Genomic DNA, 15635 nt, shown 5'->3' with positions numbered 1-15635 from the left:
CATGGCCCTGGAATCATCACGCTCGGCCTTCGAGCGAGCCCGCCGCAGCGTCGGCGGGGGTGTGGGGTCGGGCCTGCGCGCCGCGATGCCTCCCCATCCGCTCTTCGTGCGCGAGGCGCGGGGCGCGTACGTCTGGGACCTGGACGGCGACCGGTACGTCGACTACGTGATGGCCTGGGGCCCCCTCGTCCTCGGTCACGGTGACCCCCGCGTGGTGTCCGCGGTGTCCGAGGTCGCGCAGAAGATGCAGGTCGTCGGCACCGGTCACGCGCTCGAATATCTCGCGGCGGAAGCGGTCCTCGAGGCCGTGCCGCACGGCGAGCGACTGCTGTGGAGCAACACGGGGACCGAGGCGGTGCAGGTGGCGCTGCGCCTCGCGCGAGCCGCCACCGGACGGCGCCGCGTCCTCAAGTTCGCCAAGAGCTACCACGGCTGGCACGACACCGTGTACGCCGGGATGTCCGAGGACGACTGCGACCGCCCCGCCACCCCCGGTGGGGCGGGGCAGTCGGCCAGCGTCCTTGACGACCTGGTCGTGGCGCGCTTCAACGACGTACGTCTGGCCGAGCGTCTGCTGAGCGAGTCCGTCGAGCGCGACATCGCGGCCGTGCTCGTCGACCCGGTGATGAGCAACGCCGGCGTCGAAGCGCCCTCACCGCAGTTCCTGTCGACGCTGCGGACCCTGTGCGACCGGCACGGCGTCGTCCTCGTCTTCGACGAGGTGATCGCCGGGTTCCGGATCGCCCGTGGTGGGGCGGCCGAGAAGTACGGCGTGCTGCCCGACCTGTCCGTCTTCGGGAAGGCGATGGCCGGCGGCTTCACCCAGAGCGCAGTCGTCGGCCGAGCGGAGCTGGTCGATCAGGTGACGGCCGGCGTCGTCCACGCCGGAACCTTCAACGCCAACCCGATCGCACTGGCGGCCGTCGAGGCGACGATGCGCGTCCTGGCCGATCCCGCGGTCTACGAGCTGCTCGAAGAGACCTCGTCGGAGTTCGAAGCCCTCGTCGGCGGCGTCCTCGGCTCATTTCCCGGCCTCGGCCGCTTCAACCGGGTCGGCTCGCTCCTCCAGTACGTTCCCGCCGGCGGGGCCACCGGGCTCCACGGAACCGGCGGGCTCTGGACCGTGATCCTCGAAGGGATGCTGCGGCAGGGCCTCCTGTTCATGCCGTCCGGCAAGGTCTTCCTCAGCACGGCGCACACCACCGCCGACATCGAGGCGACGGCCGAGGCCCTCGACCGGCTCCTGCGGACGTTGTGACGTCCGCATCGAGCCACGCGTAACACCCAACCGCTCCGGGCCAGGCCGTGTGTCCCGTTCCCCGCGGCCTGGCCCGGCCCACCTTCTTGGAAGACACCATGCTGAACCTCTCGGTCCTGCTCGAGGACTCCGCCCGCACGTACCCGAACCGGGACGCGGTCGTCCTCGGCTCGTCGCGTCTCACCTACGCTCAGATCGACGCCGCCGCCAATCAGGTCGCCAACCTCCTGGTGGACCGCGGCATCTGGCCCGGCGACAAGGTCGCGCTCAGTTGCCCGAACCTGCCCTGGTTCCCGATCGTCTACTACGGGATCCTCAAGGCCGGTGCCGTCGTCGTCCCCCTCAACGTCCTGCTCAAGGGCCGGGAGATCGCCTACCACCTCGGTGACTCGGAGGCGAAGGCGTACTTCTGCTTCGAGGGCGGCGAGGGCCTGCCGATGGGCGCGGAGGGACACGCCGGGTTCGCCGAGACCCCGGGCTGCGAGCACTTCTTCCTCATCACCGCCGATCCCACGGCGGAAAGCCCGATCCAGGGCGCCGAGACCATGGGCGCCGCGCTGCGGGGCACCGCGACGACGTTCCACAGCATCGGCACGTCGGGTGACGACCCGGCCGTGCTGCTCTACACGAGCGGTACGACAGGACAGGCGAAGGGCGCCGAACTCACCCACACCAACCTGGTGCTCAACGCCCTCGCGGTCAACCAGCTGTTGGAGAACCGGCCGGCCCAGGACACCCATCTGGTCGTGCTGCCGCTGTTCCACTCCTTCGGCGCGACCGTGCAGATGAACGCCGGTTTCTCGACGGCGAGCACACTCGTGCTGCTGCCACGGTTCGACGCCCGGCAGACGGTGTCCCTGATGCAGCAGGAGGACATCACCGTCTTCGCGGGCGTCCCCACCATGTGGTGGGGCCTGTTGCAGGCGCTCACCGACGACGTCGACGTCGAGAGGATCGCGAGGAATCTGCGCGTCGGCGTCTCCGGCGGTGCCTCGCTCCCCGCGGAGATCGTCAAGCAGGTCAGGGAGCGGCTGGGCGTCCAGGTCCTGGAGGGCTACGGCCTCTCCGAGACCTCACCGGTGGTGACCTTCAGCGATCCGGCGCGGGACCCTCGGCCCGGCTCCATCGGCGTGCCGATCTGGGGCGTCGAGGTCAAGCTCGTCAACCCGGACTGGTCGGAGGTCGAGGACGACGGCACGGGCAGTGCCATCGGGGAGATCGCGGTCAAGGGCCACAACGTCATGAAGGGGTACCACGGCCGCCCCGAGGCCACCGCGGAAGCGATCCGGGACGGCTGGTTCCGCACCGGCGACCTGGCCCGCAGGGACAAGGACGGCTTCTACTACATCGTCGACCGGGCGAAGGACCTGATCATCCGCGGTGGTTTCAACGTGTACCCGCGCGAGATCGAGGAGGTCCTGATGACGCACCCTGCGGTCAGCCTGGCCGCGGTCGTCGGCGTGCCGCACGAGAGCCACGGCGAGGAGATCAAGGCGTTCGTCATCCTCGACCGGGGCGCCGAGGCCGCTCCCGACGAGCTGATCGCCTGGGGCAAGGAGCAGATGGCCGCCTACAAGTACCCGCGCATCGTGGAGATCGTGCAGACCCTGCCGATGACGTCCACCGGAAAGATCCTCAAGCGCGAACTCACGTGACCGGCGCGCCAAGTGCATGGACATCGGTGGGAGGGACGGCAGATGACAGTGGATGAGGGTCGGCGGCGGGACTCGTTCCCCGACGGGTCCGGTACGGGGCCGGACGCGGTTCCCGGCTCGCTCGTGGCCGCCTGGAAGGCACGCGTGGCGAAGAATCCGGAGGGCATCGCGCTCCGCTTCTTCGACGGTGCGCTGTCCGCGCGGGAGGTGGACGTGGCGTCGGACGCCCTGGCCGCCGCGTTCGAGGCGCGCGGAACCGGCCGGGGTGATCGCGTCGGGGTGTACCTGCAGAACGTTCCGCAGTACGCGCTGGTGCTGCTGGCTCTGTGGAAGCTGGGGGCCACGGCCCTGGGACTCAACCCGATGTACCGGCGCCAGGAGCTGCGCCGGATCATCGACGACTCCGGGGCGGTCGGGGTCGTCTGCGCGGACGAGGACGTCCACGAGACGCTCGGCACGCTGGCGGGGAGCACGGTGCGATGGCTGATCAGCACCTCGGCGCTGGACTACCAGTCGAGGAACGATCCGCGGGTCTTCGCGACGACGGAACGTCTGGCCCCCGCGCCGGACGGCGACCTGCTGGCGCTGATCGGTGAGTTCGAGGGCCGGGGCCCCTCGCCCGTGGAGCCGACCCGCGACGACGTCGCGTTTCTGACGTACACCTCGGGAACGACGGGGCCGCCGAAGGGTGCCATGAACACCCACGGCAACGTCCTGAGCGTGGTGGCGACCTGCGCGTCGTGGATGGGTGTGAGCGACGGGGACGTGGTGTTCGCCATGGCCCCGCTGTTCCACATCACCGGGGCGGTGGTCAACGCGACGATCTCCCTGCTCACCGACACCACGCTGGTCCTGGCGGGCCGGTTCCACCCCGAGGTCGCCCTGGACGCCTTCGCCGAGCACGGGGTGACCTACACGATCGGCTCCATCACGGCGTACAACGCGATCTACGAGCTGCCGCAGGCCGGGCCGGAACACTTCGCGTCGGCGAAGGCCCTGTACTCGGGCGGCGCGCCCATCCCGCCGGCGACCGTCGAGCGGTTCCAGGAACGGTTCGGCGTCTACCTCCACAACGGCTACGGGATGACCGAGACGACGTCCGCCGTCATCGCCGTACCGCCGGGGGACAGAGCGCCGGTGCACCTGCCGAGCGGGACGCTGTCCATAGGCAAGCCCCTGCCGCATCTCACCGCACGCGTCGTGGACCCGCACGGCGACCCGGTGCCCAGCGGGGAGCAGGGCGAACTCGAACTGAGCGGGCCGCAGGTGGTGCCCGGGTACTGGGGCAAGCCCGAGGCCACGCGTCACACGATGCCGGAGGGCCGGCTGCGTACCGGTGACGTCGCCGTCATCGACGAGCAGGGCTGGGTCTACCTGGTGGACCGGCTCAAGGACCAGATCAACGTGTCCGGATACAAGGTCTGGCCGCGCGAGGTCGAGGACGCGCTGTACGAGCACCCGTCGGTGCTCGAGGCGGCTGTCGTCGGGGCGCCGGACGCCTACCGCGGCGAGACCGTCATCGCCTATGTCTCGCTCAAGTCGGGCCTGCACGCCACGGCCGAGGAGCTGATCGCCTTCTCCCGCGACCGGCTGGCCGTCTACAAGTGCCCCCGCGAGATCCGCTTCCTCGCCGACCTGCCCAAGACGCAGAGCGGCAAGATCCGGCGGGCCGAGCTCCGCGGCCTCGACGGCACCGGCCCGGCCTCCCCTTCGAAGGACTGAACCATGAGCGAGAACCACACCGGGCGGGGCCGCTTCTCGGGCCGCACCGCCGTCGTGACCGGAGCGAGCCGGGGCATCGGTCTCGCCGTCGCGGAACGGCTCGTCGCCGAGGGTGCGCGCGTATGCCTCACGGCCCGCAACGCCGGACCGCTCGAAGAGGCCGCCGCCACGCTTCCCCCGGCCCGCGTCATCACCGTCGCCGGCAAGGCGGACGACCCCGAGCACCGCCGCGAGGTCTTCGACACGGTGGCGGGCGAGTTCGGCGGGCTGGACGTCCTCGTGAACAACGCGGGCATCAATCCGGCGTACGGTCCCATCGTCGGCCTGGACCTCGACGTAGCCCGCAAGGTCCTTGAGGTCAACGTCCTCGCCACCCTCGCCTGGGTGCAGGACGCGGTGGCCCACCCGGCGCTTCGTTTCACCGAACGCCGCGGCACCGTCGTGAACCTCTCCTCCGTCACCGGTGACACCCCGTCACCCGGCATCGGCCTCTACGGAGTGAGCAAGGCGGCCGTCTCCCATCTGACCAGGACCCTGGCCGCCGAGCTCGGCCCGGAGATCCGTGTCAACGCCGTGGCCCCCGCCGTGGTGAAGACGCGGTTCGCCGAGGCCCTGTACGAGGGGAGGGAAGCCGAGGCGGCCGACGGCTACCCCCTGCGACGTCTGGGCGTGCCGTCCGACATCGCCTCCGCCGTGGCGTTCCTGGCCTCGGAGGAATCCTCCTGGGTCACCGGCCGCGTGCTCACCGTCGACGGCGGCCTCACGGTCGCCGGCGGCACCGCGTAACGACCTCGCCCACCTCACGAAGGACAGTAATGACTTACCCTCACCTTCCGCCGGAGATCGCGGAGCTGCGTGAGCGCGCGCGCCGGTTCATCCGCGAGGTCGTCGTCGACGCGGAGCCCGCACCGGGCGGCCGTCTCGACCAGGCCACCCGCGACCGGCTGCAGGCCGCGGCGAAGGAGGCAGGCGTCTTCGCTCCGCTCGTGCCGAAGGAGTACGGCGGGCAGGGCCTGCCCATCGAGCACTGGTCGCCGGTCCTCCGGGAGGCCGGTTACTCGCCGATCGGTCCAACCGCACTCAACTGCATGGCTCCCGACGAGGGGAACATGCACATGCTCCACCTCATCGCCACCGAGGAGCAGAAGAAGCGGTATCTCGCGCCTCTGGCGGCGGGGGACGTCCGGTCCTGCTTCGGCATGACCGAACCCCACCCCGGTGCCGGGTCCGACCCGGCGGCGCTGCGGACTACGGCCGTGCGTGCCGACGGCGGCTGGATCATCGACGGTCACAAGCGGTTCACCAGCGGCGCCATCGGCGCCGCGTTCTGCATCGTCATGGCGCGGACCCCGGCCGTGGACGGCGCCCCCGAGGGGGCCACCATGTTCCTGGTCGACATGGACAACCCCGGCATCCGGGTCGGCGCACCGATACACACCGTCGACCGCGCCATCGACGGCGGCCACCCCCACCTGCACGTCGAGGGTTGCTTCGTCCCCGACAAGGCCGTGCTCGGCGAGGTGGGGCTCGGCTTCCGGTACGCCCAGGTGCGGCTCGGTCCCGCACGCCTCACCCACTGCATGCGGTGGCTGGGCCTCGCACGGCGGTCGCTCGACATCGCGCTCGACCGGGCCGGGCGGCGGGAGCTGTTCGGCGGTCCGCTCGACTCGCTCGGCCTGGCGCAGCACCTCATCGCCGAGTCGGTGATCGACATCGAGACGTCCGACGCGATCATCACCAGGACCGCGGCCCTGCTGGGCACCGACCCCAAGGCGGGGTCCGCGATGTCCTCGATCGCGAAGGTGCACTGCTCGGAGGCGATCTTCCGGGTGATCGACCGCGCCATCCAGATCTGCGGCGGGGACGGGGTCTCCGACGGACTCCCGCTGGCGCAGTACGTGAACGAGGTCCGCCCGTTCCGCATCTACGACGGCTCGAACGAGACCCACCGGTGGGCCATCGCGCGTCGGGCCTCGGCCGGTCGGCGCGCCGCCGTCCAGGCTGGTGAGCGATACATGGGCGACGCCGTCGTCGGCCGGGACGGGGGCGCGTGATGCACACCGTCCCCGACGGCGTGGAGATCGTGGCGAGTTGGGAGAGCGCCCGCCACCTCGACAGCCCTCCGCTCCTGGTCCTCGACGCGGTCACCGGCTTCCTCGACGCACACGGCATCGGCAGCGGGCCGCTCGCGTGGCAGCGCATCGGCGACGGCCACTCCAACGTCACCTACCTGATCGAGCGTGGTAGCGAGTCCGTCGTCCTGCGCCGCGGCCCGCGCCCACCGCTGCCGAAGTCCACGCACGACATGGTGCGGGAGGCCCGCATCCAGAGGATCCTCCGCGAGCACGGGGTGCCGGTACCGGAGATCATCGCCATCTGCGAGGACGAAGCCCTCCTCGGCGTGCCGTTCTACCTCATGTCCCGGCTCGACGGGACGGTCATCACCGACACGATCCCGCCCCACCTCTCCCCCTCCGAACAGCGCCGGGCCACCAGCGAGGCGGTCGTCGACACCCTCGTCGCCCTGCACGGCATCGACGTGACCGGAGGGGAACTCGCCTCCCTGGGCCGGCCCGAGGGGTATCTGCGGCGTCAGGTCGACCGGTTCCGCGGCCTGTGGGAGGTCAACACCAACCGCAACCTGCCCGCGGTGGAGCGCATCGGGGACTGGCTCGACCGCAACCTGCCGAGGAGCCAGGCGGCCTCCGTGGTGCACGGCGACTACCGCATGGGCAACCTCATGTTCGCTCCACAGGCGCCGGCCAGGGTCCTCGCGATCCTGGACTGGGAGATGGCCACGCTCGGTGACCCTCTCGCGGACCTGGGGTATCTCACCGCCACCTGGTCCGAAGCAGGCAGCCCGGCCACCCCGCTCGAGCTCACCCGGGTGACCCGGTCACCCGGCTACCTCACCCGGCGCCGGCTGGCAGAGCGCTACCAGTCCCGCACGGGCCTCGATCTGACCCCGCTGCCCTGGTACCAGACCCTCGCCCTGTGGAAGGCGGCGATCTTCTGCGAGGCCATCTACACCCGCTGGCAGCGTGGTGAGCGTCCCCACGACATGACCTTCGGGCCGTCGCTCGAAACGGGTGTCCCCCGTCTGCTGGAACGCGCCGGGCAGTACGCCGACCTGACGGCGGCCGCGCGCCACTGACACCCGACGCGGCACCGCCGCCCGTCTTTCCTCGCTCGTCCTCAACGGCTGCGACCGTCCCCCGCGACCCCTCGCGCCGTGTCCGTCTTCCTTTCCTCAGAGAGAGGTTCCGTGCCCTCCGCTTCCTCCCAGCATTCCCCTCGTGACACACGGGTGCTGGTCACCGTCAACGCGCTGCCGCTCGCCGTCGGTGTCCTGCTCTCCTGCTCCACGACCCTAGGAGAGGTCTCCGTCTACGGACGTCTCACCCTCGGCATGGCGTGGGCGCTCACACAGCTCGTCGTCCTCGTCGGCGGAACGTGGTGGTACGAGAACCGGGCCGCGTCCTCCTGCGAACCGGCCTCGGCGACGACCACTGCCTCTCGGTCGAACGGGGGCACGTGGTGACGTTCTCCCTCCTGAGCGCCGGCTCGCCCGACCTCATCGGCTCCACCGCGAGGGGCGCGGTCATCACCACCTTCCTCGTCTTCGTCGGCCTGTGCCTCCTGTGGGTCTTCACTCTCGCCACTCAGGACGACGACCTGGAACGCCTCTACGTCGCCGGCCGGTCCCTCCCGCCCCTCTTCAACGGCGTCGCGATGGCGGGAGAACAGATCACGGTCGTCCTTCTGGTCTCGCTGCCGGGAGCGATCGCCCTCTTCGGCTACGACGGAGTCTCGACCGCCGTCGACAGTGCCCTCGCACTCGGCGTCTTCCTGCTCCTCGCCACCAGGATTCGCGCGACCCGCCGCTACACCCTGGGCGAGTTGTTCTCTCTGCGTGCCGAGGGGCCGGGAACGCGGATCGCCGGTGCGGTGGTGACGCTGTGCATCGCCGTACCCCTGCTCATGGTGCAACTGCGTGCCGGCGGCATCACCGCCGCCCTTCTGATCGGTATGCCGACCGAGGCGGCGCAGGTGGTGTGCACGGTGCTGATGGGATTCCTCATCACGTGCTTCGCAGGAGTGGCCGATCTGCGCGGCACCAGTTTCGTTCAGGTCGCCAAGGTGCCCGTAGCCCTGGCGGCGCTCGCCGCGGTGACGCTGATGGCGCTCCGCCTGTTCGACTGGAGCCCGGAAGCTCTGCTGTCGGCCGCCATGGACAAGAGCATGTCGCCGGATGGCTACCTCAGCCCCGGGCTGTGGGCGCACTCCGCCGATCTCGGTCCGCTCGGGACGATCAGCGACCACATCGTCGTCATCCTCGGCACCGCGATGATGCCCCACCTGCTCCTGCGCGTCAGCGCCAGCCGGGATGTGCCCGCCGCTCGGCGCTCACTGAGCGTCGCCGTAGGGCTGACCGGCCTCTTCTACCTGCTCCTGATCGCGACCGGCTTCGCCGCGGCCGCGGTGGTGGGCAGCGGACAGATCGGGGCGGTCGATGCGAGGGGGCAGGGGGCCCCGATCCTCCTGGCGTCGGAGGTCCTCCCCCACCACTCCACCGGCCGGGTCGTGCTCATCACCCTCGTGGCCTGCGTCGCCTTCCTCGCCGTCCTCACAGCCGTGGCGAGCGTGACCTTCGCCGCCGCCGTCTCCGTGACCCGCGATCTGATGGGGAAGAAGGTCCGTACGAAGATCGGGGTCGGAGAGCCGACAGTCCTGCGGCTGTCCGTCGTCACGCTCTGCGCCGTGAGCCTTCTCCTCACCACCGCCGTACACCGCTACCCCATCGAGTTCCTCCTCGCCTTCTCGCTGAGCCTCGCGGCCTCATGCGTGTTCCCCGCGCTCGTCTACTCCTTCCTCTGGACCGGCTTCGACCGCCGAGGGCTGCTCTGGCTCGTCTACGGAGGGCTGTCCCTGTGCACCCTCCTGACCCTCGCCTCCCCCGCCGTGTCCGGAACGGGATACGCGCTGCTGCCGGAGCAGGATTTCAACCTGTTCCCGCTCCACACCCCCGGGCTGGTCTCCGTCCCGGCAGCCTTCCTCCTCGGATGGCTCGGCAGCGCACGTCCCTGGGAGCGGACCGCACACCAGAACGTCGTGAGCGGATAGCTCCGCCGGGCCCGCGAGCCGCCCGCCTGTGCATCGTGCACCGGACCCGGGCGAAGCAGGTGCCCGCTGTCGTTCTCGGCCACGGTCACGCCTGGCGACAGTGAGACGACCACCACAGAAACAACAAGGAGACGCCGTCCGAGAAGACGGAACACCCGCGGCTGATCGAACGGTCGGTCAACCGCCGTGCAGATCGAGGGAAAGGACGCACATGACGACCGAGAAGACGGCCCAGGCCCTGACGTCCGTGGCGAACGACACGCCGGCGCAGGAGATCCTCGAGATCGTGACCCGTGACGGCGGCGTCATCATCAAGGGCTTCCTGACGCAGGAGCAGATCGTCCGTTTCAACGCCGAGATCGAGGAGCCGTTGCGGGCGCTCGCCCCGGGTTCCACCCACGACGACGAGATCGTGGCCGCGTTCCACGGCAGCAACACCAAGCGCCTCACGAACCTGGTGACGCACAGCGCCACGTTCCGCAGCGAGGTCATCGACCATCCGCTGGTCCACGAGATCAGCGACCTGGTCTTCCTCCAGGAGTCGGGCACGTACTGGATGACCACCGCACAGGTGATCGAGATCGGCCCCGGCAACAAGGCGCAGATGCTCCACCGCGACCTGGAGAACTGGTTCCCCTTCATCGGCATGGGGCCCGGCGGCCCGGAAGTCACCATCAACTTCCTGGTCGCCCTGACCGACTTCACCGAGGAGAACGGCGCCACCCGCGTCATCCCCGGAAGCAACCACTGGAGCGACTTCGAGGACCGCGGTACCCCCGAGCAGACGATCCCCGCCGTCATGAACGCCGGAGACGTCCTTCTCATCAGCGGCAAGACCGCGCACGGCGGCGGGGCGAACCGGACCGGCGACGAGTACCGGCGTGGCCTCGCCTTCACGTTCAACGCGGGCTTCCTCACCGGCGAGGAGGCGTACCCCTTCCTGGTCGACAGGGAGCTCGCCAAGACGCTGTCGCCGCGCGTCCAGCGCATGCTCGGCTTTCGCTCCCAGTACCCCACGGGCTCTCCCGGCCTGTGGCAGGTCGACTACGCCGATCTGGGCGATCACCTCGGTCTCTGAGAGCCGGGTCGATCAGAGGCAGCTGCCGCAACTGTCCGAGGAGCGCACGTCTTGGCTTTCCCGTACATTCCCCCTATGGGAACCGATGTCGATGCGTTCCTTGGTCAGCTGGCACGGCATCTGAGGCCAGAGGTGGAGAAGCTGGCCGTCCTGCTGCTCCAGCGCCTGAACGGCGAGTTCCCCGAGCTGGCGGAGAACGCGGACATCAAGGCCCTGACCCTGGAGGAGACGACCCAGCACGTCACCGCCCTTCTGGATCTCCTGGAGGCCCGTCCCGGCGCGAGCGCGTCGGAGGTTCCTCCGGCCGCCTTGGACCTAGGCCGCCTCTATGCCCGGCGGGGGATCCCGGTGAGCCGGCTCCTGCGTGCCTACCGGCTCGGCCATCTCGGCCTGCTCGAACAGGTGCAGGCCGAGGCCGCCCGCCTCACCGGCGACTGGCACGTGATCCACCTGGCCTCGATGAGGCTGGTGACGCTCGGTTTCGACTACGTGGACCGTTCCTCGCAAGACGTCGTCGCCGCCTATCAGGAGGAACGCGACCGTCTGCTGCAGCGTCGGCTCGCCCTCACCGACAGGGCGAGCAAGCTCATCGGGACCACGCTCGACATCACCCGCACCGCGGAGGAGCTGACGGAGGTCTGCACCGAGGACTTCGCCGACCTCGTCACCGTCGACCTCTTCGACTCCGCTCTCGACGAGACGGGCACGGGCTCACCGGACGCTGCGGCGCAGCGCCGCGTCGCCCAGCGCTCCGTCCTCGACGGCTGTCCGGAGTCCCCGCTCCGCGTCGGTGAGACCCACGCCTACCCCGACGACTCGGAGCCGGTGCGCGCACTGGCCACCGGACGGTCCGTCCTGCACCACATCGCGGAGACCGAGATGCCCAGGTGGGTGGCGCCGTCCACGTCCCACGGCCGAGTGCTGCGCGAACTCGGCCTGCACTCCGTACTCCTCGTGCCCCTGCACGTCCGCGGGGTCACCCTGGGCCTGGTGCAGTTCGTACGTCATCGCACCTCTGTACCCTTCGACGACGACGATCTCCTGCTGGCGCAGGAGATCGTCTCCAGGGCGGCGGTGTCCATCGACAACGCCCGCCGGTACACCCATGAGCATGCCACCGCCCTCACCCTCCAGCGGACCCTGCTGCCGCGCACGACGGCGGAACAGCCGGCCGTCGAAACGGCTTCGCGTTACCTGCCCGCCGGGTCCCGCGCCGGTGTGGGCGGCGACTGGTACGACGTCATTCCCTTGTCCGGGGCCCGCGTCGCGCTGGTCGTCGGCGACGTGGTCGGTCGCGGCCTGCGCGCCGCCGCCACCATGGGCCGGCTCCGCACGGCCGTCCGCGCCTTCGCCGACATCGACCTCATGCCCGATGAACTTCTCACCCATCTGGACGACGTGGTCATCCGCATGCAGCGCGAGGAGTCGATGGACGAGGGCGAGACCAGCGCCACCTGCCTGTACGCGATCTACGACCCGGTCTCCCGCCGGTGCTCCCTGGCCAGTGCCGGCCACATCCCCCCGACCGTCGTGACCGCCCCGGCCTCCGGCGAGACCGCCAGGGTGGCCGGGTTGCCCGAGGTGCCGGTCGGACCACCCCTCGGCCTGGGTGGACTCCCTTTCGAGACGAGCGAGTTCGAGCTGCCGGAGGACAGCCTGCTGGTCCTGTACACCGATGGGCTGATCGCCGGCCGCACGCGGGACGTGGACCTCGGACTCGCCACGCTGCACGGCGTCCTCACCTCGGCGCCGGACTCACTGGAGGAGACCTGCGACCAGTTGCTGGCCGCACTGCTGCCCGGCCGTCCTGCCGATGACGTCGCCCTGCTGGTCGCCCGGACCCATGCCCTCGCCCCGGACCACGTGGCCACGATGGACCTCCCGTCCGATCCGGCGGCCGTGTCCGGGGCCCGCCGCTTCGCCTCCGGCGTCCTGGCGGCCTGGGGGCTGGAAGACCTTTCCTTCACCACGGAGCTGGTCGTCAGCGAACTGGTGACGAACGCGATCCGCTACGGCAAGGCTCCCGTCCAGCTGCGACTGATCCTCCAGTCGACGCTCACCTGCGAGGTCTCCGACGCCAGCAGCACCGCCCCGCATCTGCGCCGCGCCCGGATCTACGACGAAGGCGGCCGCGGCCTGCTCCTCGTGGCCCAGTGCGCCGAGCGCTGGGGAACGCGGCACGGTCGCGAGGGAAAGGTCATCTGGGCCGAGCAGGCTCTCCCCGGCGGCCAGCGCGTCGACCACCTGGGTGACCAGCCTTCGGTCCAGCCGACTTGATCGATCGACTAAGTCGATATAGTGGGCGTATGGCTCATGTGTCCGCGGCGGAGCGCCGCCCCCAGTTGATCAAAGCGGCCATCGACCTCATGACCCGGGAGGGCGTCGCCGCGGGGAGCACCCGCGCCATCGCCGCGGAGCTCGGTGTCGCGCAGGCCACCGTCCACTACACCTTCGGCACGAAGGAGGATCTGTACCGAGCTGTCATGGATCAGATCACCGACGAGCTGGTCGCGCAGGTGCGGCGGGCGGCGCCGGAGGACGCGGGCTTCGAGGAGACCTTCAGCGCCCTGGCGGGTGCCCTGTGGGGCACCGTGCGCGAGCCGACGTCGCACCACCAGCTGCTCAGCGAGCTGACCATGTTCGCTCTGCGCGTGCCCGGCCTCAACGAGGCCCGGCAGAGCCACTACCGGCGGGTCATAGAGGTGACCGCACAGGTGATCACGGAGACGGCCGAGAGGACGGGGCAGGAACTGACCGAGTCCCCGGAGACGGTGGCCCGGTTCTTCCTCTCCGGCTTCGACGGACTCACCATGCAGGTCCTGCAGTGCGTGCCGGACGAGGCCACCGAGCGGACGGGGCTCAGGGCGCTCGTGGCCGCGACCGTGGCGCTGGCCAAGGGGGACCTCGACCTCCCGGACGTACCGGTGGCCTGACACGACGCGAAACGGTGGTGGGCGCACCCGGGAAGGTGCGCCCACCACCGTTTCTGCGGGGGATTCAGCCGGCCCAGACGTCCTCGACGAAGCGTCCGGACCCTACGAGCGCGGCGAGCCATGCCACGGCTTGCTCATCGCTCGCACCGGTCCGCTCGCGGTAGATCGCCATGAACGCTTCCCGTACGGCGGGGGCCATGCGACGCCCGTCGCCGCAGACGTAGACGCGCCCACCGGCCTCCAGGACCGCCCACACCTCCTCGCTCTCGCGGGCGATACGCTCCTGGACGAAGCGGGCGCCGTTCTCGGGCGCATGCATGAACGTGGGGCGCATGCTGACGGCGCCGGCCACCTCCGCCGCCTCGAACTCCTCCCGGTGCAGGAAGTCCACGTCGGGATGGTCGCAGCCGAAGTAGCAGAGCAGGGTGCTCGTCGAGCCGGTGTGGTGGCGATCGAGGACGGCGCCGCGGAAGGGCGCGAGGCCGGTGCCCGCGCTGACCAGGATCACCGGTACGGAGGGGTCCTCGGGGAGGCGGAAGGACTCGCTGCACGGCAGGACCCGGGCCTGGATCACGTCACCCGCGTTCACGGTCTGCAGGAAGTGCGAGGCGATGCCCCGGAAGGTGCCCTCCCCCGACCGGTGCGGCGCGGCGAACAGCGACACCATCAGGTCGACCTCGCCAGGCTGGGCCGCAGCGGACGACGAGATGGAGTAGTGCCGGGGACGCAGGACCGGCAGCAGCTCCAGGAAGCGCTCGAAGGGGAGTTCGCACGCGCGGTAGCGCTCCAGGAGGTCCAGGACGCTGAGCCCCGCGGCGGTCACCTGCTCCCTGAAGGTCTCGGGATCGGCGCTGGCGAAGGCGGTGAGCGGCTGCTTCTCGGGCGGGCAGGAGGTGTGCTCGGCGAGCACGGCGACCTGCTCCTGGGTGGCCGCGTCCTGGAGCTCGACGAAGTCGGTGAGCAGGCGGCGCAGGGTCAGCGGCCGGTCGACGGGCAGGGCGCCCCGGCTCCGGCGGCGGGCGCGCAGCCGGACGGTGCGGTCCAGGTCGAGGCCGAAGCGGTCGGCGACGCGCTGGACGAGGGCCTCGGGGTTGCTGGGCAGGACGGCCAGGTGGTCGGCGGTGCGGTAGGTGACGCCATCGGGCAGCCGGAGCCGAAGGAACCGCTTGGAGCGGCCCAGTTCGTGGTCCGTGTCGACGAGTTCGTACGCGTCGAGGACCTCCATCGGCTGGACGCCGTGGCGCTCGGCGAGACCACCGAGGACCGACTCCGAGGTGTCCTCCAGCTCGTACAGGCCTTCCCCTTCCGCTTCCGCCTCGGGTGCGGGGCGGGCCGCTTCACCGGCGACCGCCTCGCCGTACTCCTCCAGGAGTGCCTTCCACAGGTCCTCCGTCCACTGGTCGACCGCTCCGCCGAAGTCACCAGAGGCGTCGGCGCTGCCGCGCTCCAGCAGGGGGACGGCACCGGCGGCGGCCAGGCGCTCGTCGATCAGGGTGGGGATCCGCTGGTAGGTGGCCGCCCAGTTGCGGTCGCCGACACCGAGGACGGCGTACCTCAGCCCGGTGAGCGAGCCGGGGGCGAGGTTCTCCAGGGAGGCGACGAACTCGGCGGCGTCGTCGGTGGGGCGGCCGTTGTAGGAGGCGGCGACGATGACGACGGGGCCCTCGGCGTGGGCCAGCTTCTCCGTGTACGTGTCGAGGGGGGCGACGGACGGGGCGAAGCCGTGCTCCTCGCCGTCCGTGCCGAGGTCGCGGGCGATGCCGGCGCAGGTGCCGAGGTTGGAGCCGTGCAGCAGGGTCAGCGCGGTGCCGCTCGCCCGGCGCGTCACGGCCGCGGTCCGGCCTGTGGCCGGGCCCGCCGCCGTC

The 15635-nt window shown here is 70.6% G+C and carries 12 protein-coding genes; 11 read left to right on the top strand and 1 reads right to left on the bottom strand.

Annotated features, from left to right (window positions below):
• Position 1 precedes the first annotated feature (1 nt).
• The 11 genes from N4P33_RS11990 (at position 2) to N4P33_RS11940 (ending at position 13770) form a co-directional block, all read left to right on the top strand.
• Positions 2–1258: an aspartate aminotransferase family protein gene (locus N4P33_RS11990; protein WP_260826351.1), complete on the top strand. Its 1257-nt coding sequence runs from the start codon at positions 2–4 to the stop codon at positions 1256–1258.
• A gap of 98 nt (positions 1259–1356) precedes the next feature.
• Positions 1357–2913 carry a long-chain fatty acid--CoA ligase gene (locus tag N4P33_RS11985; RefSeq protein WP_260826349.1) on the top strand — a complete coding sequence of 519 codons (1557 nt, stop codon included), beginning with the start codon at positions 1357–1359 and terminating at the stop codon, positions 2911–2913.
• A 42-nt stretch (positions 2914–2955) separates the two neighbouring features.
• Entirely contained in the window at positions 2956–4635 is a 1680-nt protein-coding gene (locus N4P33_RS11980; protein ID WP_260826348.1) for a class I adenylate-forming enzyme family protein, read from the top strand.
• Between the two features lie 3 nt (positions 4636–4638).
• Complete coding sequence (locus N4P33_RS11975; protein WP_260826347.1) at positions 4639–5421, top strand: SDR family oxidoreductase; 783 nt, start codon at positions 4639–4641, stop codon at positions 5419–5421.
• A gap of 29 nt (positions 5422–5450) precedes the next feature.
• A complete protein-coding gene (locus N4P33_RS11970; RefSeq protein ID WP_260826346.1) occupies positions 5451–6689 on the top strand; it encodes an acyl-CoA dehydrogenase family protein in 1239 nt (412 codons plus the stop codon).
• Complete coding sequence (locus tag N4P33_RS11965; RefSeq protein WP_260826366.1) at positions 6689–7789, top strand: phosphotransferase family protein; 1101 nt, start codon at positions 6689–6691, stop codon at positions 7787–7789. Before N4P33_RS11970 ends, N4P33_RS11965 begins: the two co-directional genes overlap by 1 nt.
• A gap of 111 nt (positions 7790–7900) precedes the next feature.
• The gene (locus tag N4P33_RS11960) at positions 7901–8176 is read left to right on the top strand and encodes a hypothetical protein (protein ID WP_260826345.1); all 276 of its coding nucleotides are present in this window, start codon (positions 7901–7903) and stop codon (positions 8174–8176) included.
• On the top strand, positions 8173–9759 hold the full coding sequence (locus tag N4P33_RS11955) for a sodium:solute symporter family transporter (RefSeq protein WP_260826344.1): 1587 nt from the start codon (positions 8173–8175) through the stop codon (positions 9757–9759). Before N4P33_RS11960 ends, N4P33_RS11955 begins: the two co-directional genes overlap by 4 nt.
• A 211-nt stretch (positions 9760–9970) precedes the next feature.
• Positions 9971–10837 carry a phytanoyl-CoA dioxygenase family protein gene (locus tag N4P33_RS11950; protein ID WP_260826343.1) on the top strand — a complete coding sequence of 289 codons (867 nt, stop codon included), beginning with the start codon at positions 9971–9973 and terminating at the stop codon, positions 10835–10837.
• 75 nt (positions 10838–10912) lie between these two features.
• Entirely contained in the window at positions 10913–13114 is a 2202-nt protein-coding gene (locus N4P33_RS11945) for a SpoIIE family protein phosphatase (RefSeq protein WP_260826342.1), read from the top strand.
• 29 nt (positions 13115–13143) lie between these two features.
• Positions 13144–13770, top strand: a complete 627-nt coding sequence (locus N4P33_RS11940) for a TetR/AcrR family transcriptional regulator (protein WP_260826341.1) — start codon at positions 13144–13146, stop codon at positions 13768–13770.
• Between the two features lie 64 nt (positions 13771–13834).
• Here N4P33_RS11940 and N4P33_RS11935 read toward each other — a convergent pair.
• On the bottom strand, positions 13835–15635 hold a 1801-nt coding region (locus tag N4P33_RS11935; RefSeq protein ID WP_260826340.1), incomplete at its 5' end, for a sulfite reductase flavoprotein subunit alpha.

The organism is Streptomyces sp. 15-116A (assembly GCF_025290915.1).
Classification (GTDB): Bacteria; Actinomycetota; Actinomycetes; order Streptomycetales; family Streptomycetaceae; genus Streptomyces.
Note: the sequence above shows the minus strand (reverse complement) of the source record. Positions and strands in the feature narration are given on the sequence as shown.